Source organism: Rhodococcus sp. ACT016 (assembly GCF_050477185.1).
In the GTDB taxonomy this organism is placed as follows: domain Bacteria; phylum Actinomycetota; class Actinomycetes; order Mycobacteriales; family Mycobacteriaceae; genus Prescottella.
On record NZ_JBEAET010000001.1, the window covers coordinates 738,006 to 757,835 of the forward strand.

The 19,830-nt window shown below is 69.4% G+C and carries 19 protein-coding genes; 10 read left to right on the top strand and 9 right to left on the bottom strand.

Annotated elements, in window-relative coordinates:
- The 4 genes from ACQ5DX_RS03485 to ACQ5DX_RS03500 are packed head-to-tail and all read left to right on the top strand — an operon-like array spanning position 1 to position 3,684.
- On the top strand, positions 1-1,041 hold the full coding sequence (locus ACQ5DX_RS03485; protein ID WP_430331291.1) for an SDR family oxidoreductase: 1,041 nt from the start codon (positions 1-3) through the stop codon (positions 1,039-1,041).
- Complete coding sequence (locus ACQ5DX_RS03490) at positions 1,038-2,285, top strand: aspartate aminotransferase family protein (protein WP_430331292.1); 1,248 nt, start codon at positions 1,038-1,040, stop codon at positions 2,283-2,285. The genes ACQ5DX_RS03485 and ACQ5DX_RS03490 overlap by 4 nt, the downstream gene beginning before the upstream one ends.
- A 21-nt stretch (positions 2,286-2,306) precedes the next feature.
- Complete coding sequence (locus ACQ5DX_RS03495) at positions 2,307-2,777, top strand: SRPBCC family protein (RefSeq protein WP_430331293.1); 471 nt, start codon at positions 2,307-2,309, stop codon at positions 2,775-2,777.
- Between the two features lie 40 nt (positions 2,778-2,817).
- Positions 2,818-3,684: an Fpg/Nei family DNA glycosylase gene (locus tag ACQ5DX_RS03500; protein ID WP_430331294.1), complete on the top strand. Its 867-nt coding sequence runs from the start codon at positions 2,818-2,820 to the stop codon at positions 3,682-3,684.
- Here ACQ5DX_RS03500 and ACQ5DX_RS03505 read toward each other — a convergent pair.
- From ACQ5DX_RS03505 to ACQ5DX_RS03535, 7 genes are all read right to left on the bottom strand, one after another.
- Entirely contained in the window at positions 3,667-4,107 is a 441-nt protein-coding gene (locus ACQ5DX_RS03505) for a GtrA family protein (protein ID WP_430331295.1), read from the bottom strand. The genes ACQ5DX_RS03500 and ACQ5DX_RS03505 overlap by 18 nt on opposite strands.
- A 58-nt stretch (positions 4,108-4,165) precedes the next feature.
- The gene (locus tag ACQ5DX_RS03510; protein WP_430331296.1) at positions 4,166-5,641 is read right to left on the bottom strand and encodes a carboxylesterase/lipase family protein; all 1,476 of its coding nucleotides are present in this window, start codon (positions 5,639-5,641) and stop codon (positions 4,166-4,168) included.
- Positions 5,638-7,179, bottom strand: coding sequence for a carboxylesterase/lipase family protein (locus tag ACQ5DX_RS03515; protein ID WP_430331297.1), 1,542 nt, complete (start codon positions 7,177-7,179; stop codon positions 5,638-5,640). Before ACQ5DX_RS03515 ends, ACQ5DX_RS03510 begins: the two co-directional genes overlap by 4 nt.
- A gap of 26 nt (positions 7,180-7,205) precedes the next feature.
- A complete protein-coding gene (locus tag ACQ5DX_RS03520; RefSeq protein WP_430331298.1) occupies positions 7,206-8,075 on the bottom strand; it encodes a DUF1707 SHOCT-like domain-containing protein in 870 nt (289 codons plus the stop codon).
- Positions 8,076-8,077: 2 nt separating this feature from the next.
- Positions 8,078-8,908, bottom strand: a complete 831-nt coding sequence (locus tag ACQ5DX_RS03525; protein ID WP_430331299.1) for a DUF1707 SHOCT-like domain-containing protein — start codon at positions 8,906-8,908, stop codon at positions 8,078-8,080.
- Positions 8,909-9,033: 125 nt separating this feature from the next.
- The gene (locus ACQ5DX_RS03530) at positions 9,034-10,776 is read right to left on the bottom strand and encodes an N-acyl-D-amino-acid deacylase family protein (RefSeq protein ID WP_430331300.1); all 1,743 of its coding nucleotides are present in this window, start codon (positions 10,774-10,776) and stop codon (positions 9,034-9,036) included.
- Positions 10,777-10,821: 45 nt separating this feature from the next.
- The gene (locus tag ACQ5DX_RS03535; protein WP_430331301.1) at positions 10,822-12,480 is read right to left on the bottom strand and encodes a class I adenylate-forming enzyme family protein; all 1,659 of its coding nucleotides are present in this window, start codon (positions 12,478-12,480) and stop codon (positions 10,822-10,824) included.
- A gap of 104 nt (positions 12,481-12,584) precedes the next feature.
- Between ACQ5DX_RS03535 and ACQ5DX_RS03540 the strand changes: the two genes are divergently transcribed.
- A complete protein-coding gene (locus ACQ5DX_RS03540; protein WP_430331302.1) occupies positions 12,585-13,271 on the top strand; it encodes a TetR/AcrR family transcriptional regulator in 687 nt (228 codons plus the stop codon).
- 111 nt (positions 13,272-13,382) lie between these two features.
- Here the strand turns inward: ACQ5DX_RS03540 and ACQ5DX_RS03545 are convergent, their stop codons facing one another.
- Positions 13,383-14,756 carry an MFS transporter gene (locus tag ACQ5DX_RS03545; protein ID WP_430331303.1) on the bottom strand — a complete coding sequence of 458 codons (1,374 nt, stop codon included), beginning with the start codon at positions 14,754-14,756 and terminating at the stop codon, positions 13,383-13,385.
- A 243-nt stretch (positions 14,757-14,999) separates the two neighbouring features.
- On the opposite strand from ACQ5DX_RS03545, the gene ACQ5DX_RS03550 reads away from it, so the two are divergent.
- From ACQ5DX_RS03550 to ACQ5DX_RS03570, 5 genes are read left to right on the top strand one after another with little or no spacing between them, the layout of a single operon-like run.
- Positions 15,000-16,067, top strand: coding sequence for an aromatic ring-hydroxylating dioxygenase subunit alpha (locus tag ACQ5DX_RS03550; protein ID WP_430331304.1), 1,068 nt, complete (start codon positions 15,000-15,002; stop codon positions 16,065-16,067).
- Between the two features lie 12 nt (positions 16,068-16,079).
- Positions 16,080-16,313, top strand: a complete 234-nt coding sequence (locus ACQ5DX_RS03555; protein WP_430331305.1) for a hypothetical protein — start codon at positions 16,080-16,082, stop codon at positions 16,311-16,313.
- Entirely contained in the window at positions 16,310-17,272 is a 963-nt protein-coding gene (locus tag ACQ5DX_RS03560; protein ID WP_430331306.1) for a PDR/VanB family oxidoreductase, read from the top strand. The genes ACQ5DX_RS03555 and ACQ5DX_RS03560 overlap by 4 nt, the downstream gene beginning before the upstream one ends.
- A 12-nt stretch (positions 17,273-17,284) precedes the next feature.
- Positions 17,285-18,499 (top strand): cytochrome P450, encoded by a 1,215-nt coding sequence (locus ACQ5DX_RS03565; protein WP_430331307.1) that lies wholly within the window; start codon positions 17,285-17,287, stop codon positions 18,497-18,499.
- 36 nt (positions 18,500-18,535) lie between these two features.
- Positions 18,536-19,339, top strand: a complete 804-nt coding sequence (locus tag ACQ5DX_RS03570) for an IclR family transcriptional regulator (RefSeq protein ID WP_430331308.1) — start codon at positions 18,536-18,538, stop codon at positions 19,337-19,339.
- 30 nt (positions 19,340-19,369) lie between these two features.
- Here ACQ5DX_RS03570 and ACQ5DX_RS03575 read toward each other — a convergent pair whose 3' ends face one another.
- The gene (locus ACQ5DX_RS03575) at positions 19,370-19,828 is read right to left on the bottom strand and encodes an SRPBCC family protein (protein WP_430331309.1); all 459 of its coding nucleotides are present in this window, start codon (positions 19,826-19,828) and stop codon (positions 19,370-19,372) included.
- Positions 19,829-19,830 lie beyond the last annotated feature (2 nt).

Below are 19,830 nucleotides of genomic sequence, written 5' to 3' on the forward strand. Positions count from 1 at the left end.
ATGAAGCGCACTCTGCTGCTCACCGGTGGCTCCGGCGTCATCGGCAGGGCAATGCTCGACGTCATGGCCGAGGACTTCGACATCGTGTGTCTGCGCGGTAGACGCCCGATCGACGACCCGCGGGTCGGCGAGTTCGCCGGTGACTTCACGCACCCCACGCTGGGCCTGTCGGCCGCGGACTACGCCCGTCTGGTGGACCGGGTCGACGTAGTGCTGCACGGAGCGGCGGTCACCAAATGGAACGTGGACCCGGAGCAGCTGCGGGCGGTGAACGTCCAGGGGCCCGCATCGATGCTGCGCGTGGCGGCCGACGCCGGTGCCCCGCTCTACTACCTGAGTACGGCCTTCGTTGCCCGTCAGGCCCCGTCCGACGAGCGTTTCGCGGGGTTGGCCGCCTACCTCGAATCAAAGACGGAAGCGGAAGAACTGATACGCGCGGCGTCGGTTCCGGCTGTCATCGTCCGTCCGTCGGTGGTGACCGGGGATTCCCGCGACGGTCGGATGGCGGCCTTCCAGGGGTTGCACCGCATCCTGGGGAGCGCGGTCCGGGGCACCCTTCCGGTGATGGCGGGAGACATCGGATCCCGCGTCGACACCGTGCCCGTGGACATCGTCGTCGAGGCCGTCGGCAAGCTGATCCGCGTGAGGGTGACCCGCGGCGAGTACTGGTTGACCGCGGGGGACCAGGCGCTCACATTCACCGATCTCGCCGAGTTGTGCGAGCACGTGTCCCAGCTCGCGTGGATCGGTGCGGTGCGGCCGCGGTTCATGCCCTTCGAGTCCGTCGATCGGTTGCTCCTGCCGCTGTTGGACGACCTGATCTCGGACGGACGGCGGAAGATGTTCATCGACTTCCTCGAGTCCGCGTGGGTGTTCCAGTCCACCGACGTGATGCCCAGCGACCTGGACAGGCTGGGATTCGGCGACCGGGCTACCAAGGGCGCTCTCACCGAAGCGCTCCGGCGCTCGCTGATCTACTGGGCCCAGGTCAAGAATCTGCTGCCGGCGGAGTCGCCGGAGGCGGAGAGCGTCCTCCGATGAGCACCGGCGTGGCGCTCGATTCCGGGGTGCTGGCCGACCGGTACCGGAGGCACTTCGGCGGCGGCCGGGCGGCCCTCGGCCGGCTGATCGGCGACCTGGCCGAAGTGGAGTCGTCGGGCGCCTCGATCACGGTCGCGGACGGCCGACGCGTCCTGGACTTCGGTGGTTACGGCGTCTACCTGCTCGGACATCGCCATCCCTCCGTCGTGGAGGCGGTGTGCGCGCAGGTGCGACGTCACCCGATGGCCTCGCGGGTGTTCCTGGATCCGGTGAGCGCCGGCGCCGCGGCCGCGCTCGCCGAGGTCACCCCGGTCGGCCTGGACCTGGTGCACTTCGTCAACTCCGGTGCGGAGGCCACCGAGTGCGCGTTGAAACTGGCCCGCGCCCAGGGCAAGACGACCGTGATCACGACGCGCGGCGGGTTTCACGGCAAGACGCTCGGCGCGCTGAGCGTCACCGCGAACGCCGTGCTGCAGCAGCCCTTCCGGCCGTTGCTACCGCAGGTCATGGAGGTCGCCTTCGGCGATCCGGCCGAGCTGGAGGAGGCGTTGCGCCAAACCGGCGGCCACGGCTGCTTCATCGTCGAACCGGTGCAGGGCGAGGGTGGCGTGAACGTGCCGCCGCCCGGGTACCTGCGCGCCGCCGCCGACCTGTGCCGCCGATACGAGGCGTTGCTGATCGTCGACGAGATCCAGACCGGACTCGGCCGACTCGGTTGCTGGTGGGGTGTGGACGCCGAGAGGGTCACACCCGACCTGCTGTTGGTGGGCAAGGGACTCTCCGGGGGCGTGATGCCGATAGCCGCGGTGGTCGCCACGCCGGAGGCCTACGCTCCCTTCGCCCGGGATCCCTACCTGCACACCTCCACATTCGCGGGGTCGCCGGCGGCATGCGCCGCCGCGCACGCCGCGATCGACGTGATCCGGGACGAGGACCTCCCGGCGCGCGCGGCCGAGCTCGGAGACCACCTCCTCGCGGGCATCCGGACGGCCGTGGACCGGCACGGCGGCGGCAGGGTTACCCAGGTGCGTGGCCGCGGGCTCCTGCTCGGGCTCGAGATGGCTTCGAGCGGCCTGGTCGGGGAACTGTTCCTGAACCTGCTCGAACGCGACATCCTGGCCAACCACTCGTTGAACGCGGCCGACGTACTGCGCCTCACCCCGCCGGCGATCCTGACCGCGGAGGAGGTCGAGCTCTTCCTCCGCGCCTTCACAGAGGCCCTCGTGGACCTCACTCTCACCTGAACACGAATCCTTGGAGTTCCCATGCGCCACGTAGTCATGCGCATCCGCGCCGAGCACGTCGAGCCCGACGCGGCCTATGCCCGGATCAGCGACTTCGCTCGCTATCCCGAACTCACCGACACCGTCCTCGCCCTCGATCTCGAACCCGCGCAAGGGGACGGATCGGTGATCTCCAGTTGGCTGGTCCGATTCCGCAAGGGCACACTGCGCTGGACCGAGCGGGACGTGCTCGATCCCGTTGCCCGCCGCATCGAATTCGCCCAAATCACCGGGGATTTCGTGACGATGGAAGGCTCGTGGCAGTGCGCCGCCGACCCCGATCGTGACGGCGTGCTGATTCGGTTCGAGACCCGGTTCGACCTCGGGATACCGAGCCTCGCCGAGATCCTCGACCCGGTCGCGGAGTCCACGTTGCGCAACAACATCCTGCGCATCCTGACGGGGCTGCTCGGCGGTGTGGTCGAAGTCGGGCCGATGAACGAACCTGTCTGACCTCGCCCCGGCTGTCGGTGCCTGCGCCTACGCTGATCGCATGCCCGAACTGCCCGAGGTGGAGGCCCTGGCACAGTTCCTGCGCGACCACGCCGTGGGCGCGGTGGTGGGACGCGTCGACGTGGCCGCGCTGAGTGTGCTCAAGACGTTCGATCCGCCGATCAGCGCCCTGCAGGGCCGGAACGTGACCGGGGCACGCCGCTTCGGCAAGCACCTCGCGATGGACTGCGACGGACTGTGGCTGATCACGCACCTGTCCCGCGGCGGGTGGTTGCGTTGGATCGACGATCCCAGCCCCGCGCCGCCGAAGCCGGGGAAGGGGCCGCTGGCGCTGCGCGTGCACTTCTTCACCCCCGACGCGGACACACCGGCGTTCGATCTCACCGAGGCCGGCACCAAGAAGCGGCTCGCGGTATGGGTCGTGGCCGACCCGCAGGAGGTGCCGGGCATCGCCCGGCTCGGACCCGACGCGCTGGACGTGACGCGCCCGCAGTTCGGCGAGATCCTGGCCGGGACCACCGCGCGGATCAAGACCGCGTTGGTGGACCAGTCGCTGCTCGCCGGGATCGGCAACGCGTACTCGGACGAGATCTTGCACGCCGCGCGGCTGTCGCCGTTCGCGTCGTCGTCCAAGCTGGCGTCCGACGACGTGGACGCGCTGTACGACGCGATGCGGTCGGAACTGTCCGACGCCGTCGAACGCTCGGTGGGTCAGGAGGCCGCCCGGCTCAAGGGCGAGAAGCGGGCCGGGATGACCGTCCACGCCCGGGCCGGGCTGCCGTGCCCGGTGTGCGGGGACACGGTCCGGGAGGTGTCGTTCGCGGAGCGGTCGTTCCAGTACTGCCCGACGTGCCAGACCGGCGGGAAGATCCTCGCCGACCGCCGGATGTCACGGCTGCTGAAGTAACTGCCCGCGCCGACCGAAGACCCAGCCGCGGAGCGCGACGAACCGCAGGCCGCCCACCACGCCGCTGACGGCGATCACGAGCGCGATCGACATGAGCCCGGTCGCGTCGGGGAAGAAGAAGTGCAGGGCGGCCAGCGCCAGGGTGCTGACGATCAGGCCGAGGAGGGCCAACGCGCCGCCCTCCCACTGGGCGGCGAACCAGGGCACCCGGTCCGCGGCGCGGAAGGTGCGGCGGCGGTGCAGTTCGTTGGCCAGGACGGTGCTGGTCGCGACGCCCACGGCGTTCGCGAACAGGGTCCCGTACGCGTCCAGGAGCACGAACGACAGCGCGTACACGACATTGCTCGATCCGCCGACGAGGGCGAACCGGGTGAGCTGGGCGAACCATCCGTCGCCGCCCAGACGCCGGACGTGTACGGACATCGAGGTCTCCCACAGCCTGAAATTTGGTTGCGATCCGCAACGATATACCACCGGGGGTTCAGTGGCGGTGCCGGTATCCGCGCCACGCCTCGCGTCGGCTGCGCAGCGGATCGAGCTCGACGCGGCACGCCTCGTCGATGATCAGGGTGTCGCGGCGCTCGGGCGAGTAGCGCGGCCAGCCGTCCCGGGGGCGGCCGTCGCGGGCGAACGCGAGCCAGTGCCCCTGCATCGTGTCGGTCACCGCGCCCAGGCCGCGACGGCCCCCGAGCGCGGTGAGCGCGCGGGTGGTGGCGTTCCGCGTGCCGAACACCGGCCACAGATCCGTCGCGTGGGTGGCACCGATGCCGGTCAGCCGCAGCAGGCGCGGCGCGAAGTCGTAGCGGTACATGTACGTGTCGCTGTGGCGGGTGTGCGCGTGGGCGCACCGCAGCGACGGCCCCCAGAACACGACGTCGCCGCCGAGGTCGGCGGCCGCCCGCCGGCCGGGGTAGCCGGGGTAGGCGCCGATCACCCGGGCCACGAGCGCGGGGTCGGTGTTCTCGAACATCTTCTCGATCCGGGCCGGATTTGTCGGCAGGATGTCGAGCAGGTGCGGGAAGATCCGGCCCTCCTGGGCATTGGTGCCGATGACGAGCGGGACCCGGTGTTCGGTGCCGGCCTCGAAGGCATCCAGGGGATGGTCGGGGAGCAGGTCGCCGTCGGCGACCGGTGCGAACGGCCGGACGCCCGGGATCTCGTCGGCGCCGCGTGCGCTCAGTGTCGCGGCGGTGCGGACGAGCAGTCCGGGATCGGCCGTCGCGAGGAACTCGCCGGCCTCCCGCCCCGGCGCACCGGCCAGGTCGAGGAATTCGCGCGCCCACCGCGCGGCCAGTTCGGGACCGTTGGACGTGGCGGGCGGCGGACTCTGCGCGATCACCCGGGCGAACAGTCCCCGCGCCGCGGGAACGCACATCAGGGTCAGGACGGCGTCGGCGCCCGCGGATTCGCCGAAGAGCGTGACGTTCGACGGGTCCCCGCCGAAGGCCGCGATGTTCCACCGGACCCACTGCAGGGCCGCGAGCTGATCGCGCAGGCCGAGGTTTACCTCGAAAGGGCGTTCGGGGGTGGAGAATTCGCGGAAGTCCAGGTACCCGAGGGCGCCCAGCCGGTAGTTCAGGGAGACGAACACGACGTCGCCGCGGCGCACCAGCGCCGCACCGCTGCAGAGCGGATCCGACGCCGTACCACCGGTGTGCGCGCCGCCGTGGATGTAAACCATCACCGGGCGCGGGGTGGCACTCGGCGCGGCCGGGGCGAGCACGTTGAGCGTCAGGCAGTTCTCGTCACCGCGGCGGCGTTGCTGCGGGGCGGCGGGACCGAACTCGGTGGCGTCCCGGATCCCGGTCCAACCCGGTACGGGTTCGGGGGCCTGCAGACGCAGCGCGCCGACGGGTGGTGCGGCGTAGGGAATTCCCCTCCACGACAAAAGGTTCGGCAGTCGTCGGCCGCGAACGACGCCCTCGGTCAGGGTGACGTCCACGTCGACGGCGGTCACGGTAGCGACTCGGCCGCCACGGAGTCCTCGCCGTGGTAGCCGAGATACCCGGTCCACGCGAGCCGACGATCGCGTCCGGGGTCGCGTTCGACGCGGGTCGGGACGTCGAAGATCAGGGTGCGTCGGTGGTCGACGTCGTACCGCGGCCACCACGGGGTCGGGACCCCGTTGCGGACGAACGAGATCCAGTTCTCCTGCACCCGATCGGTGACCGCCCGCAGCCCCCGTCGGCCGCCCGGGGCCGTGAGCGCTCGGCCGGCCGCGGAGGCGCCGTAGCCGAAGACCGCGAACATCTCGAACGCGTGCGTCGCGCCGAGGCCGGCCCAGTGCATCAGCCGCGGTGCGTAGTCGAAGCGGTAGCTGTAGGTGGGGGCGTGGGCGGAGTGCGCCTCGGCGATCTCGATCGACGGCTTCCAGAACGTCACGTCGCCGCCCAGGTCGATCGCCGCGACCGGATCGGGGTAGCCGACGTACGCGTCGACGACCCGTGCGCGGGCTTCCGGATCGGTGAGCGCGAACATGGCGTCGATGCGGCCGGCATCGGTGGGTAGCGCGTCCATCATCCGGGGGAACAGCGTGCCCTCGCGGGCATTGGTGCCGATGATCAACGGCACCGGGTGTGCACGCCCGGCCCGGAACGCCGCCAGCGGGTCCTCGGGCACGAACTCGCCGTCCACGACGGGGCCGAACGGGTGCAGGCCGGGCGTCTCGGAGAGAACCTTCGCGCCCAGCCGGCTTCCTGCCTTGCCCAGTTCCACCGGCGTCGCGGAATCGAGGGTCCGCGTCGCGTCGGACAGGTCGTCGCAGCCGAGTAGTGTCGTGAACTCCCGCGCCCAGTGTCGCGCGCGGTGGGCGTCGTTCACCAGGACCGGGGCGGAGCTTTCGGCGATCGCCCGCGCGAACAGTCCCCGCGCGGCGGGGGTGGCCATCAGTGTCGTGACCGACGTGGCGCCCGCGGACTCGCCGAACAACGTGACGTTGTCGGGATCACCGCCGAACGCGGCGATGTTGCGCTGCACCCACTGCAGGGCGGCCACCTGGTCGCGCAGGCCCAGGTTGGAGTCGAACGACCGCTCGGGCGTGGAGAACTCGGTGAAATCGAGGTAGCCGAGCGGGCCGAGTCGGTAGTTGACCGAGACGTAGACGACGTCGCCGCGCCGCGCCAGGCGGTCGCCGTGGTAGATCCCCAACGCGGTCGTGCCCAGCACGAATGCGCCGCCGTGGATGAACACCATCACCGGTCGTGGGGTGGTACTCGCAGCCGCCGGGGCGAGCACGTTGAGCGTGAGGCAGTCCTCGGACATCGGCTGGCGCTTGCCCGGCCGCAGCGTGACGCCCATCGGGTGCTGCGGCGCGGCCGCGCCGAACCGGCCGGCGTCGCGGACCCCGGTCCAGGGCTCGGTCGGTTGCGGTGCGCGCAGCCGTAGCGGTCCCACCGGTGAGGCGGCGAAGGGGATTCCGCGCCAGGCGAGCAGGTCGCCGACCCGTCGGCCCCGGACGACGCCGTCCGCGGTGGTCACTTCGAGGCTGCGCGTCATGGCCGCGACTATACGACGGTCCGCGACTACTGGTCGGCGCGATGGATTCGTCGGATGTCCCCGTCGAACCCGACGGTGAGGGAGCCGGCGGTACCTTGCTCTTCGTTTCGCAGGGATATCTCCGCCACCGGCCCGTCGGATCCGACGATCATGCTCACCGAGGTCGGGTTGTCGACCCGCAGCGTCCGGTCTGCGCCGTGGAGCAGGCCGATCACCCGTGGCAGGTTCTGCCGCAACTCCGTGAGATCGGTGGGGACCTCGTCACTGCTTCGCGAGGACGTGCCCAGCTCGGTGAGTTTTCCTGTGCTGCCGGTGAATTCGTAGCGGTAGTTCTGGTCGAGGCCGGGTTTGCCCGGGACAGGCCGCTCGATGACGGTGCGGTCGGGGTAGATGTCGATACGGTCGACGAGCAGGTCGCCGAACTCGCGCTCGATGTCGTCGAGCATCTGCCCGAATCCGGACGTGGTGAGCACTGCGGAGCTACCGGGGTGGTCCGGCGACGACAAGAGCGTGCCCGAGTCGGGTGCCTTGGCCACCAGCGCCGCGAGCAGCAGTCCGCCGACCAGTGCCGCGCCGGCGACGACTGCGGTCCGGTGTCGTGGTGCGGGTTTCGCCGGTGCCGGTGCCGGTGACGTCGGCGCCCGCGGCGGGTCGAGGGGTGGGGTGAACCGCGTCCTCCCGACGACGTCGTCGGTGACCTGTAGATCGTTGACGAGCCGGTCGAGTTCCGCGAGGGTCGTCGCGGTGGCGGCGGAATCGACGCGGGCCTGGTGTTCGTCCGGGCGCAGCTGCCCGGACTCGTACGCGATATCGAGGAGGGCTCGGGCATCGGCCCTGTCGATGTCTCGAGCGCGTACCTGTACGGTTGTGGTGCGTCGTCGGTGGTTCGTCGGCATGGTCAGCCCTCCTCCGCGGTCCGGACTTCGACGACCTCACCGTCGAGTGTCGCCCTCACATCTCCCGTGCGGCCGTCACTGTCCTCGACGTGGACGGAGACGCCGGAGGATCGGATCACGGCGCGGGCACGGCCGCTGGGCAGATGCACCATCTCGGGAGCCCGTGCGATCAGGCCCGTGACACCATCGATGTCGAGTTGCGTGAGATCCACCGTCTCCTGGTCCCGATCCCGAATCGACGGCGGGGTCCACGGCTCGAACCCGCCGGTGAACATCCACCGCTGGTAGCGGAGTGGCTGCCCGGGAACCATCTTCGTGACCGTCGCGTCATCGACGAACAGGCCGACGTCGTCGGCGATCGTGTCGCCGAACTTCAGCTCGAACAGACGCAGGAACTCGCGGAAACCGTCGGCGGTGAGCGGGGAGACGGGGTCGACCACGATCGCGCCCGCCTCACCGGCCGCAACAGGCTGGGCAGCAGTCGATTCCGACGCGCTGGTCGACCGTCCGGGAGGGCCGAAGAGCAGGTAGCCGACAACGGCGCCGATCGCCACGGCGACGACAGCCGCAGCGAGGGCAGGAAGCCGGCGCGGTGAGCTGACGGTCGGGGCTTCGGTCGCGGCCGACGATTCGAGGAGGTGAGCGGGAATCTGCAGATCCTGGGTCAGCGCCCACAGATCGCCGAGCGTCGGCGCCTGCATCGCTGTCGCCGTGCGGGACTCGTACTCCTCGACACCGAGCTGGCCGTCGCCGTATGCAGCGTCGAGCAACGTACAGGTCTGCACACGGTCGACATCCCGTGCTCGGGTCGTAGCTGAACTGAGATCGGGCACCCGCCAATCCTAGGAAAGTGCCGCGCCGCGCCGACGACCCGCGTGCTCGGACTCTTGCGGGCCGTCGGCCGGTCGATCGAAAACGATCCGTGGCTGGATCCGTCTCGACGCGCCTGGGCCGAGAATCACCGAGCCCGCAGGAACCGCCCGGTGCGCTCGGTGCCGAGTGCGGGCGCGGGCTGACCGTCGCCGAAGACGTACTCGCCACCCACGAAGACGGCCGAGACGGCGTCGTCGTTGCGGTTCACCATCCGGGACAGGTTGTCGTACTCGGGGATCGGGCACTCCGCGTAGGTGTCGAGCGAGTCGTCCAGATGCTCGGGATCGATGACCACCAGATCCGCGCGGTCACCCACGCGCAGGTGCCCGGCGTCGAGGCCGTACCAGTCGGCGAGCTCACCGGTGGTCCGGTGCACCGCCTGCTCGATCGACAGGAATGGCTTTCCGGCCCGCTCGGCGTCGCGGACGCGACGCAGGAAGCGCAGTCCGAAGTTGTAGAACGCCATGTTCCGCAGGTGCGCGCCCGAGTCGGAGAAGCCCAGCTGCACACCGGGATCGGCGGCGAGTGTGTTCAGCACCTCGGGTCGGTGGTTCGAGATCGTGGTCCGCCAGCGCACCTTCGGCCCGTACTCGACCACCAGGTCGAGGAACGCGTCGACGGGATGGACGCCGCCGCGGTCCTTTCCGACCTGACCGAACGTCTTCCCGATGACCGATGCGTCCGGGCACTCGACGATCTCGGCGTCGAAGAAGTCGCGATGCCACACCCGCGGCCCGTACTTCTTGTCGTAGTCCTTGCGGAAACGCCGGCGGTAGTCCTCGTCGGCGAGCAGTTCGCGGCGTGCGTCGATCTGGTTCGACAGGTGCAGGGCCGCTGCGCCGGACCCGAACTCCTCGAACACCGGCAGGTCGATGCCGTCGGAGTACACCTCGAACGGCACCGGCAGGTGCTGCCAGCGGAAGTCGCCGCCCAGGCCGTTGAGGGCCTTCGCCATCAGCGGAAAGATCTTCACGATCCCGGGGATCGCCTTGACGTCGGCGGCCGAGAGCAGGCTCGTCTTGAGCGGCTTGCGGAAGATGCCGAGGCTGCTGAGCGCCATCACCGCCATGCACTGTGGGCGGGCCACGTCCGGGCCGCCCTGCAGTGCCCGGCGGCGACGTCGCAGGATCGCGTTGAGCCGGCGACGCTCCCGGGTGGTCGCGTACGTCGACGGAAGCGTGCGGGACCGGCAGACCTCGCCGTCGAGCTTGTCGAACATCAGCTGCTGCGACGACATCCCGACGAACCCGGCGTCGAGTGCCTCGGTGAGCTGCCGCTCCATCTCGGCCAGTTCGGACGCGGTGGGCTTGACCTCCTTGCGGGTGGCCCGGTCCAGCCCCATCAGCGCCGCGCGCATGTCGGAGTGGCCGATGAACGCCGCGACATTCGGTCCCAGCGGCAGCGCCTCGAGCGCGTCGACGTACTCGCGCGCCGAGTTCCACGACTTGCGCTGCTCGAGCCCCTCGACGACGTGGCGGCGAGGGATCGCCTCGACCCGACCGAACAGGTCGCCGGCATCCGACGGCCCGACATGGACGGTCGACAGCGAGCACGAGCCGACGAACACGGTGGTGATGCCGTGCCGCACCGACTCGTCGAGCTGGGGGCGGAGCAGGACCTCGACGTCGTAGTGGGTGTGGATGTCGAGCATGCCCGGGATCACCCACTTGCCGGACGCGTCGATCACGCGCGGGCAGCCGGTCTCGTCGAGCGGTTCGGCGGAGACCGTCGCCACCCGGCCGTCTCGGATACCGAGGTGGCGGGTCGCGGACGGGGCGCCGGTGCCGTCGAACCACCGGCCGTTCTTGACGATCGCGTCGTAACTCATCGGGGTCTTGCCTCTCTCACCGCGGGGGACGGGAAACGCGTTCGCTCACAGAGCGATCTGCGTGCGGATCGTCTTGCCGGTCGCATTGCGCGGCAGCGAATCGGTGGTGATCTTCCATTGCGTGGGCACCTTGAAGTACGCGAGACGCTCGGACGCGTACTCCCGCAGCTCCTCCTCGGTCACCGTCATTCCGGGCCGCACGACCACCACCGCGCCGACCTCCTGGCCGAGGTCGGGGTGGTCGACGCCCACCACGGCGGACTCGGCCAACGCCGGGTGCTCGTCGAGGCACTGCTCGATCTCGACGGGGTACACGTTCTCGCCGCCCCGCAGGATCAGGTCGGAGCGACGTCCGGTGAGCCGGACCATCCCGTTCTCGATCACGCCGAAGTCGCCGGTGTGCAGCCAGCGGTCGGCCCGGATCGCGTCGGCGGTCGCGGCGTCGTTCTCCCAGTAGCCGAGCATGACGTAGGGGCTGCGGACGCAGATCTCGCCCTCGGTCCCGTCGGCCACGGGCTCGCCGAGGGGGTCGCGGATCTCGACGGTGACGCCGATGATCGGCCGGCCGAGCGTGCCCGGGAACGCCTGCAGGTCCATCGGTGTCGCAACCGAGATCGCGGTGCTGCACTCGGTGAGTCCGTAGCTGTCGACCAGCGCGTTGCGGGCGAACGGCAGCCGCTCGCGCAGCCGCTGCTGGAAGCCCGGGGACGACGGCGCCGAGGCGAGCGCGAACGCCGTGAGCGAGGAGGTGTCGTAGCGCGAGACGTCCTCGTGTTCGAGCAGGCGGCCTGCCATCGTCGGGACGGCGCCCCAGTTGGTCACCTTCTCCCGCTCGATCAGCCGCAGCACGCGGTCGGCGTCGAACGAGCCCTGGTAGATGACGACCGCGCTGCCCGTGGCGAGTCGCGGAACGACGAGGTTGTGCAGGCTCGCGATGTGGAACAGCGGCGACGTGAGCAGATAGCGGAGATCGCTCGGCGCGTCGCTGACCGGCGCTCCGGCGAAGGCGGCGAGGAGGGCGTCGCTGTAGCGGTGGTACTCGATGACGGCCAACAGGTTTCGGTGCGAGTGCACCGCGCCCTTGGGGCGACCGCTGGTACCGCTGGTGTAGAGGATCACCGCCGGGTCGTCCTCGCGCACATCGGCCCGCGGCAGGTCGGAGCCCGCGAACTCCTCGATCAGTCGCGGGACGTCGTCCTCCATCGTCAGGACCGGGACGTCGAGGTCGAGGCCGTCGACGACGGCCGCGCGCTTGGCGTCGACGATCAGGACCGACGGCCGGGTGTGCCCCACGCCGTACTCGATCTCCCGCGGCGCCCACCACGCGTTGAAGCCGACGGCGATCGCGCCGAGTGACTGGGCGGCCCAGAACGACTCCACCCACTCGGGGGTGTTGGCCGCGAGGATGCCGACGCGGTCGCCCCTGCCGACGCCGTACCGATCGCGCAGCGCGGTCGCCAGCGCGGCCGCGGCGGCGTGGTGCTCGGCGTAGCTGATGCGGCGGTCTTCGGTGACCAGGTAGTCCCGGTCACCGAACGCGGCCGAGGCCGCGAGCACGTCGCCGAGGGCGCGGTCGCGGTTCTTCATCACGGGGATCTGTGCGCCGAGAACCTCTTCCACGCCGAGTTCGAACCGCCCACCCGGTCCCGTCAATCCGGCCATCACCGATGCGATGTACGCCTGGGGGTCGAGAGACTTCGTCACTGCGGTTCCTTTCGGAGGGTTTTCACCGACACAATTCAAAGTGATGTGCGTCATACTCCGGTGTCACTGACGATGTGTCAAGTGAATGACGATCCGTCGATCGAATGGCGTGGTCGACTTGCCTGGGCGCGTGGGCGTGGGCGATCGTGGATGCCGTGGGACCTGTTGCGGACGACATCAAGGGCAGGCGCGGGAAGCTGCGCGACGAGCAGAAACGATGGACCCGTGCCCGGCTCCTCGAGGCCGCGCGCGAGCTGTTCTGCACGCGCGGCTACGCGGCAGTCACGGTCGACGACATCGTGGGGGTGGTCGGCTGCAGCCGCGCGACGTTCTACCTGCACTTTCCCAGCAAGGTCGAGATCCTGCGGGCGATCAGCGTGGAGACGGCGGTGCCGAGCGCCTTCGCTTTCTACGAGGACCTCGACCGGGTCCTCGACACCGGTTCGCGCGCCGAGTTCACGGCGTGGATCAACCGGGCCATCGACTGGTTCGACGCGTGCAAGGACATCCTGCCCGCGTGGGACGAGGCGGTCGCGCTCGAACCCTCGTTCCGCGAGACGTCCCGCGAGGCGATCGTCGCCCTGCCCAACTCGATGACGCAGTACCTGGCGCGCTGGCCGCAGGACCGGCAGGACGAGGCTCGGTTGCGTGTCGAGCTGCTGGTCACACAGCTCGAGCGGTTCTTCACCCGGTGGGCGGTGCAGGGCACGATCGAGGTTCCCCGCGAGCGGGCGGCCGACGTCCTCACCGACATCTGGTTCCCGGCGCTGACCGCGCCGATCGCTCCCTGACCTCGCAACCCGGATCGGCCTGAGCGCCCACTCCTCGGGTCGTCCGGCGGGAAACCGCGTGCGACGGTGAGGAGTGGGCGCTCAGGCCGACGGGCTCAGTTGGCTGAGTGATCAGGCAGGCTCGCCCGAAAGCAGGCCGGCCGTCGAAGGCTCCGCCGGTGCGGGCGCCGGCTTGTTCGACTCGGGCCGGAGCCTGCTGACCGCGACGGCTCCGAGGACGAATGCGACGGCGACGAGGATGTACAGCTGCGTCGGTGTCCAGTTCAGGTCGAGCAGCTTGCCCGCGACGATCGGCGAGAGGATCGCGCCGATCCGCCCGATACCGATGCCCCAGCCGACGCCGGTGGCCCGGACCGAGGGTCCGTACACCGACGGGGTGATCGCGTAGAGCCCGGCGACGCAGCCGTTCGCGAAGACCCCGATCAGGGCCCCGAGCGCGAATCCGACCACGATCGAAGTGGTGGCCGGCACGAAGACGACGAGGAGAACGCCCGCGATGACCATGTAGGCGGACAGCACCGACCGCAGTGCGAACCTGGCGGACAGCGCGCCGAGCACGGTCGCGCCGAAGATTCCGCCGAGATTGAGCAGCACGCCGCCGGTGATCCCCTGGGTCGCGGACAGCCCCGCGGCCACGAGCAGTTTCGGCGTCCAACTGGTGACGAAGTAGAAGCCGAACATGATCATGAAGAACGCGAACCAGATCAGCAGGGTCGACCGGAGCAGTTCGGGCGAGAACAGTTGGCGCAGCTTGCTTGCCGGCTCGGGCTGCGAAGCGTCGTTCGCGATCGGCTCGGGCAGTTCGGACAATTGCGGCTGCCCGATTCGCGCCGCAAACTTGTTGATGCGCGCGAGGGCGTTGGCGGGGCGCCGGGCCAGCAGGAAGTCGAGGGATTCGGGAAGCCCCAGCAGTGCCACGGGAATGATTGCGGCCGTCCAGATGCCGCCGAACAGGAACACCGAGCGCCACCCGAAGCTGTTCTGCAGCACGACGGCGATGATGCCGCCGAGCGTGGCACCGATCGCGTAGCCGGTGGAGTTCAGACTCACCGCGAGTCCGCGCCAGCGCGACGACGAGTACTCGCTCGCGATGACGTTGCTGCTGGCCAGGATTCCGCCGATTCCCACCCCGGTAAGCGCTCGGAGGAGACCCAGCGTGAGGGCGTTGGGGCTCAGTGCCGACAGGATCATCCCGGCGCTGGCGATCACCAGGCACAGCAGGATCATTCGGCGTCGGCCGATCGTGTCGGCCCACGGCGCGAGGAGCAGCGATCCTCCCGCCATCCCGAACAGTCCAGCGCTCAGGAGGAGTCCGACCGCGGCCCCCGACAGCCCCCACTCCTGGGACACCGACTGCGCCGTGAAGGCCATCACCAGCACGTCGAATCCGTCGAGGACGTTGAGCAGGACACAGATTGCCACTGCGCCCCATTGGAATCGCGTCATCGGACTGGAATCGATGCGCTCCCGTAGATCGATACTCATGTTCGGTCCCTTGATCGTGAGATGTGATGTGAGCCGGGTCACTCGGCAGAACTGTGGCGGATGGGGCCGCGTCGATGCCACCTGCATTCCGGATGTCGGAAGACGGCGAACAATCTTCCGATATCCGGAAGTCGAGTGGCCCCCGTCATATGCAGCCGGAGAGAGTGTGTGCAGTCACCGGGCCTGCCGGGCCCCACTCGAGTTCGAGGCGTGCGACACGCGCCGCCCAGTTGGGAGCACACCATGACATCGATCGTCCGCAATCAGTGGTACGTCGCGGCTTACGGATCGGAGGTGGGCCGCGAGCTGTTCGCCCGAACCATCTGCGGCGAACCGATTCTGTTCTGGCGCACCGAGTCCGGCGAGGTCACCGCGATGTCAGACCGCTGCGTTCACCGGCGGTTCCCTTTGTCCCAGGCGCCGAGCCGACTCGAAGGCGACACGGTGGTGTGCGGGTACCACGGCTTCACCTACGGCAGTGACGGCGGCTGCGTGGCGGTCCCCGGCCAGAGTCGCATCCCGCGTACCGCCCGTCTGCAGAGCTACACCGTGGTCGAGCAGGACTCGTTCGTGTGGATCTGGATCTCGGACCCGAGCGATCCGGTGGAACCCGATGCGACCCGGATCCCTCGCGCCCCCTGGCTGGACAGCCCCGACTACACCGTCGTGCGGGGTATGGAGCCACTGCAGGCCCGGTACAGCCTCCTGGTCGACAACCTCATGGACCTGTCGCACGAGACGTATCTGCACGGTGGCTACATCGGCACGCCCGAGGTCGCGGCGACACCGATCACCACCGAGGTGGACGAGGACGCCGGTGTCATCTACATGAGCCGGCACATGGACGACGCGGAGTGCCCGCCGTTCTACTCCCAGTCGACCGGGATCGACGGACGCATCACCCGGTGGCAGGACGTCGAGTACACCCCGCCGTGCCTGTACCTGTTGCACAGCCGCATTGCCCCGGTCGGCGTCCTGCCGCCCGAGGCGGGACCCGACAGCGACGCCTTCCACGTCGAGGTGGTCTATGCCATCACTCCCGAGACCGAACACTCGACGCACGACTTCTGGTCGGTGGCACGAGATTTCGCGCTCGAGGACGAGGGCGTGACCGACTTCCTGCGGGAGAACAACCGCACCGTCGTCCTCCAGGACGTGGTCGCACTCGACCTGCTCGAGACCGTCATCGCCGGCGAACCCGAGGGCTACCAGGAACTGAGCATCAACATCGACGCGGGAGCGCTCGCCGCGCGTCGGCTCCTCGCACAGATGGTGAAGCGGTCGGCGTCCCCGACCGCTCCGATCGGCTGACGAGGCACGTCGATGGCCGCCGAACCCATCAGAACGTCGAAGGGCCGCAACGTCGTGCGAATCGTGTGGCTGCCGGGATCCGACAGCCTCGAAGGCACGTGCCATTGCGGCGCCGCCCGGGTCGCCGACGATCCGATCGAGTTGTGGAACTGGCTGCTCGGTCATCCGATCGACCACACAGCCGGCTCGCCGACGAGCGAGACGGCCACCCCATACATCCCTCCGAGAGTGTTGGTGAACGCATGACTGTTCGATCGCACGAATTCGAGGCAGACCTCGAAGTGCAGCGCAAGACCGACGTCGCCGACGGCGTCACCCTCCTCGAACTGCGTCACCCCGAGGGGGTTTCGCTACCGGAGTGGACCCCCGGCTCGCACATCGACGTCGTGCTGCAGCCGGACCTCGTGCGGCAGTACTCGCTGTGCGGAGATCCCGCCGACACCGGCGCGTGGAGGATCGCGGTGCTCCGGGAGCCGGACGGCCGCGGCGGCTCACAGTACGTGCACGACAAGGTCGATACGGGTGACTCGATCCGGGTTCGCGGCCCGCGGAACAACTTCGAGCTTCGTCCGGCGTCGCGCTACATCTTCATCGCCGGCGGCATCGGCATCACACCGATCCTGCCGATGGTCGCGGCCGCGCACGCCGCGGGATCGGAGTGGACGCTCACCTACGGCGGGCGCCGACGCGGCTCGATGGCGTTCGTCGAGGAACTGACGACGCGGTACCCGGACCGGGTGAAGGTGTGTGCGCAGGACGTTGCCGGGCACCCCGACTTCGCGGCGATTCTCGGTTCACCGCAGCCCGACACCCTCGTCTACTGCTGCGGTCCGGCCGGTCTGTTGGACGCGGTCACCGAGATGTGCGAACGGTGGCCGGCGGGGACGCTTCACGTGGAGCGTTTCGCGGCAATGGAACTCGGGGACCCGTTGCGCTCCGAGGAGTTCGAGGTGGAACTCGCCCTCAGCGGCAAGACCGTGACCGTGCCGCCTGGCACGTCGATCCTCGAGGCCGTGACCGCGGCGGGCGTCCAGGTGCTGTCCTCGTGTCAGGAGGGCACGTGCGGAACCTGCGAGACGTCGGTGCTCGGCGGCACCGTCGACCACCGTGATTCGCTCCTCACCGCCGAGGAGCAGGCCGCGAACGACACGATGATGATCTGCGTTTCGCGGGCAGCCTGCCCGCGACTGGTGCTGGACTTGTGAGGGGAGCGACCCATGACCATCGAAACCTCGAGCGTGCGCGAGGATCTGCCCACCCTGGACGACGACCCGTTCGGCGATGCAATTCTCACGGACCCCTACGAGTTCCACGCCCGGCTGCGGGCCGCCGGTCCGGTTGTGCACCTGCCCCGATACGACGTCCTTGCGATGGGACGCTTCGCGGAGGTGCACGCCGCGCTCACCGATTGGCGCACGTTCGTGTCCGGTCGCGGTGTCGGTTTGAGTGACTTCAAACACGAGAAGCCCTGGCGGCCACCGAGTCTGCTGCTCGAGGCGGATCCACCGGATCACACACCGGTTCGCGCAGCGATGAACGCGATTCTCTCGCCCCGCGCGGTACGAAGGCTGCGCGATCGCTTTCAGGAGCAGGCGGACGCGCTCGTGGACACGTTGGTGCGTCGGGGCGAATTCGATGCGGTCACCGACCTGGCCGAGGTGTTCCCGTTGCAGGTGTTCCCCGACGCGGTCGGCGTGCGACCCGAGGGGCGCGAGAACCTGCTCCCGTACGGCGCGATGGCGTTCAACGCCTTCGGTCCCCGTAACGAAAGGTTGCGGAAGGCGCTCGAGACGGCCGAACCGATCCAGGCGTGGATCTCGGAAAGCTGCGAGCGCGACAATCTGTCCGCCGACGGGTTCGGCGCGCAGATCTGGGAGGCCGCCGACCGTGGCGAGATCACCGCCGCCCAGGCGCCGATGCTGGTGCGCTCGCTGCTCACCGCGGGTGTGGACACCACCGTGTTCGGCATCGGGAACACACTGCACGCGATGGCAGCGCATCCGGACCAGTGGAGCGTCCTGCACGAGCAGCCGAACCTGGCGAAGTTCGCGTTCGACGAGGCACTGCGCTTCGAGTCCCCCGTGCAGACGTTCTTTCGGACCGCGGCCGCGGACACTGAGTTCGCGGGGCACCGGATCGCGGAAGGACAGAAGGTGCTGCTGTTCCTCGGATCCGGCAACCGCGATGAGCGGCACTGGGGCGAGCGGGCCGAGGAGTTCGACATCCAGCGGGCCGCGAGTGGGCACGTCGCCTTCGGGATGGGCATCCACCAGTGCGTCGGACAGCCCATCGCACGGCTCGAGGCCGAGACCGTACTCACCGCCCTCGCGCGCCGGGTACGCCGGATCGAGCCGGCCGGTCCCGCCGTCCCGCGACTGAACAACACCCTCAAGGGCTGGGCTAGCATTCCGGTGCGGGTCGAACCCGTCTGAGCGGACGAACGAAGGCCTCGAGTGGTGGTGATCGACATGTCCTCGTCCGGGAGTCGGCGGGGCCCAACCGGTTCCGTGACCGCGCGGGCACTCAACCTGCTCGAGGTCTTCTCGCCGGACCAACCCGTCCTGACGCTCAGCGAGATGTCCCGGCTCACCGGCTTCCCGCTCACCACGGTGCACCGGTTGGCGGCGGACCTCACCGCATGGGGCGCGCTGGAACGGGACGGCTCGGGTCGCTACCGGATCGGGCTGCGGCTGTGGGAGGTCGCGTCGCTGGCGCCGCGCGGCACCATGCTCCGCGAACTCGCGATGCCGGTGATGGAGGATCTGTCCCAGATCACGCAGGAGAACGTCCAGCTGGGGGTGCGCGAGGGGACCGAGATCATCTTTCTCGAGCGGATCGGCGGCAAGCGCGCCGTTCCGGTGCGCACCCGCGTCGGAGGTCGCTTCCCGATTCATGCGTCGAGCATCGGACTTGCACTGTTGGCGTTCGCGCCGACAGTGGTGCAGGACGAGGTGCTGTCGAGGCCGCTCGAACGGTTCACCGAGAAGACCATCACGTCCGCCGACGAGCTGCGTCGGACGCTCGCGGAGGTTCGCAAGCGGGAACTTGCGATCAGCGACCGTCAGGTCACGATGGACGCCCTGTCGGTCGCCGCACCGATCTTCTCCCGCCCGGGTGTGGTCGCGGCGGCGATCGCGATCGTCGTCAACGCGGAGACCGCCCAGACGACCGCGCTCTCGCAGATGGTGCGCGCGGCCGCACGGTCGATTGGCCGCGCACTCCAGCCGGGTGGTTTGACGGCCCGCGGTCAGGTGGGCGGACTTCAGCGCTGAACGGCGCAGGGGTACAACGGGATCGGATCGTCACCCATGATCGACGAGCCTGGCGAGCCGATCCAGGGCCTCAGTCCACCCCAGCTCGTTGTCGTCCGGAGCGACGCCCGGTGGCAGCCCGTCGTGCTCGGCGGTCAGTTCGGTGCCGCCGTCGTTGTCGCGCAACGTGATCGACAACCTCATCTCGCCCCGCACCACGGGGTCGTCGGTCTCGAACTCGAGGACCTCCACCACGCGTTCGTCCGGGACGATCTCGGCGAAATGCCCGTGATACGTGTCGGTGTGGGCGCTGGACTTCCCGGCCCGGTCGGGGGAGTCGTAGGTGAGCGAGATCCGGAAAACGCCGCCCACCCGGGCGTCGAACTCGTGCACCTCGGCGGTCATGCCGGCCGGGACCCGCCACGTGGCGATCGCCTCCGGATCGGTCAGCGCACCGAAGACCCGCCATCGCGGGGCGTGCAGTGTTCGGTGGACTCGTGTCGTGGGCATCG

Coding starts and splice junctions, on each gene's coding strand:
- ACQ5DX_RS03560 (WP_430331306.1), top strand. CDS start 16,310: ATGACTGTTCGATCGCACGAATTCGAGGCAGACCTCGAAGTGCAGCGC.
- ACQ5DX_RS03495 (WP_430331293.1), top strand. CDS start 2,307: ATGCGCCACGTAGTCATGCGCATCCGCGCCGAGCACGTCGAGCCCGAC.
- ACQ5DX_RS03530 (WP_430331300.1), bottom strand. CDS start 10,776: ATGAGTTACGACGCGATCGTCAAGAACGGCCGGTGGTTCGACGGCACC.
- ACQ5DX_RS03505 (WP_430331295.1), bottom strand. CDS start 4,107: ATGTCCGTACACGTCCGGCGTCTGGGCGGCGACGGATGGTTCGCCCAG.
- ACQ5DX_RS03515 (WP_430331297.1), bottom strand. CDS start 7,179: ATGACGCGCAGCCTCGAAGTGACCACCGCGGACGGCGTCGTCCGGGGC.
- ACQ5DX_RS03520 (WP_430331298.1), bottom strand. CDS start 8,075: ATGCCGACGAACCACCGACGACGCACCACAACCGTACAGGTACGCGCT.
- ACQ5DX_RS03575 (WP_430331309.1), bottom strand. CDS start 19,828: ATGCCCACGACACGAGTCCACCGAACACTGCACGCCCCGCGATGGCGG.
- ACQ5DX_RS03490 (WP_430331292.1), top strand. CDS start 1,038: ATGAGCACCGGCGTGGCGCTCGATTCCGGGGTGCTGGCCGACCGGTAC.
- ACQ5DX_RS03500 (WP_430331294.1), top strand. CDS start 2,818: ATGCCCGAACTGCCCGAGGTGGAGGCCCTGGCACAGTTCCTGCGCGAC.
- ACQ5DX_RS03570 (WP_430331308.1), top strand. CDS start 18,536: ATGTCCTCGTCCGGGAGTCGGCGGGGCCCAACCGGTTCCGTGACCGCG.
- ACQ5DX_RS03485 (WP_430331291.1), top strand. CDS start 1: ATGAAGCGCACTCTGCTGCTCACCGGTGGCTCCGGCGTCATCGGCAGG.
- ACQ5DX_RS03550 (WP_430331304.1), top strand. CDS start 15,000: ATGACATCGATCGTCCGCAATCAGTGGTACGTCGCGGCTTACGGATCG.
- ACQ5DX_RS03545 (WP_430331303.1), bottom strand. CDS start 14,756: ATGAGTATCGATCTACGGGAGCGCATCGATTCCAGTCCGATGACGCGA.
- ACQ5DX_RS03565 (WP_430331307.1), top strand. CDS start 17,285: ATGACCATCGAAACCTCGAGCGTGCGCGAGGATCTGCCCACCCTGGAC.
- ACQ5DX_RS03540 (WP_430331302.1), top strand. CDS start 12,585: ATGGCGTGGTCGACTTGCCTGGGCGCGTGGGCGTGGGCGATCGTGGAT.
- ACQ5DX_RS03555 (WP_430331305.1), top strand. CDS start 16,080: ATGGCCGCCGAACCCATCAGAACGTCGAAGGGCCGCAACGTCGTGCGA.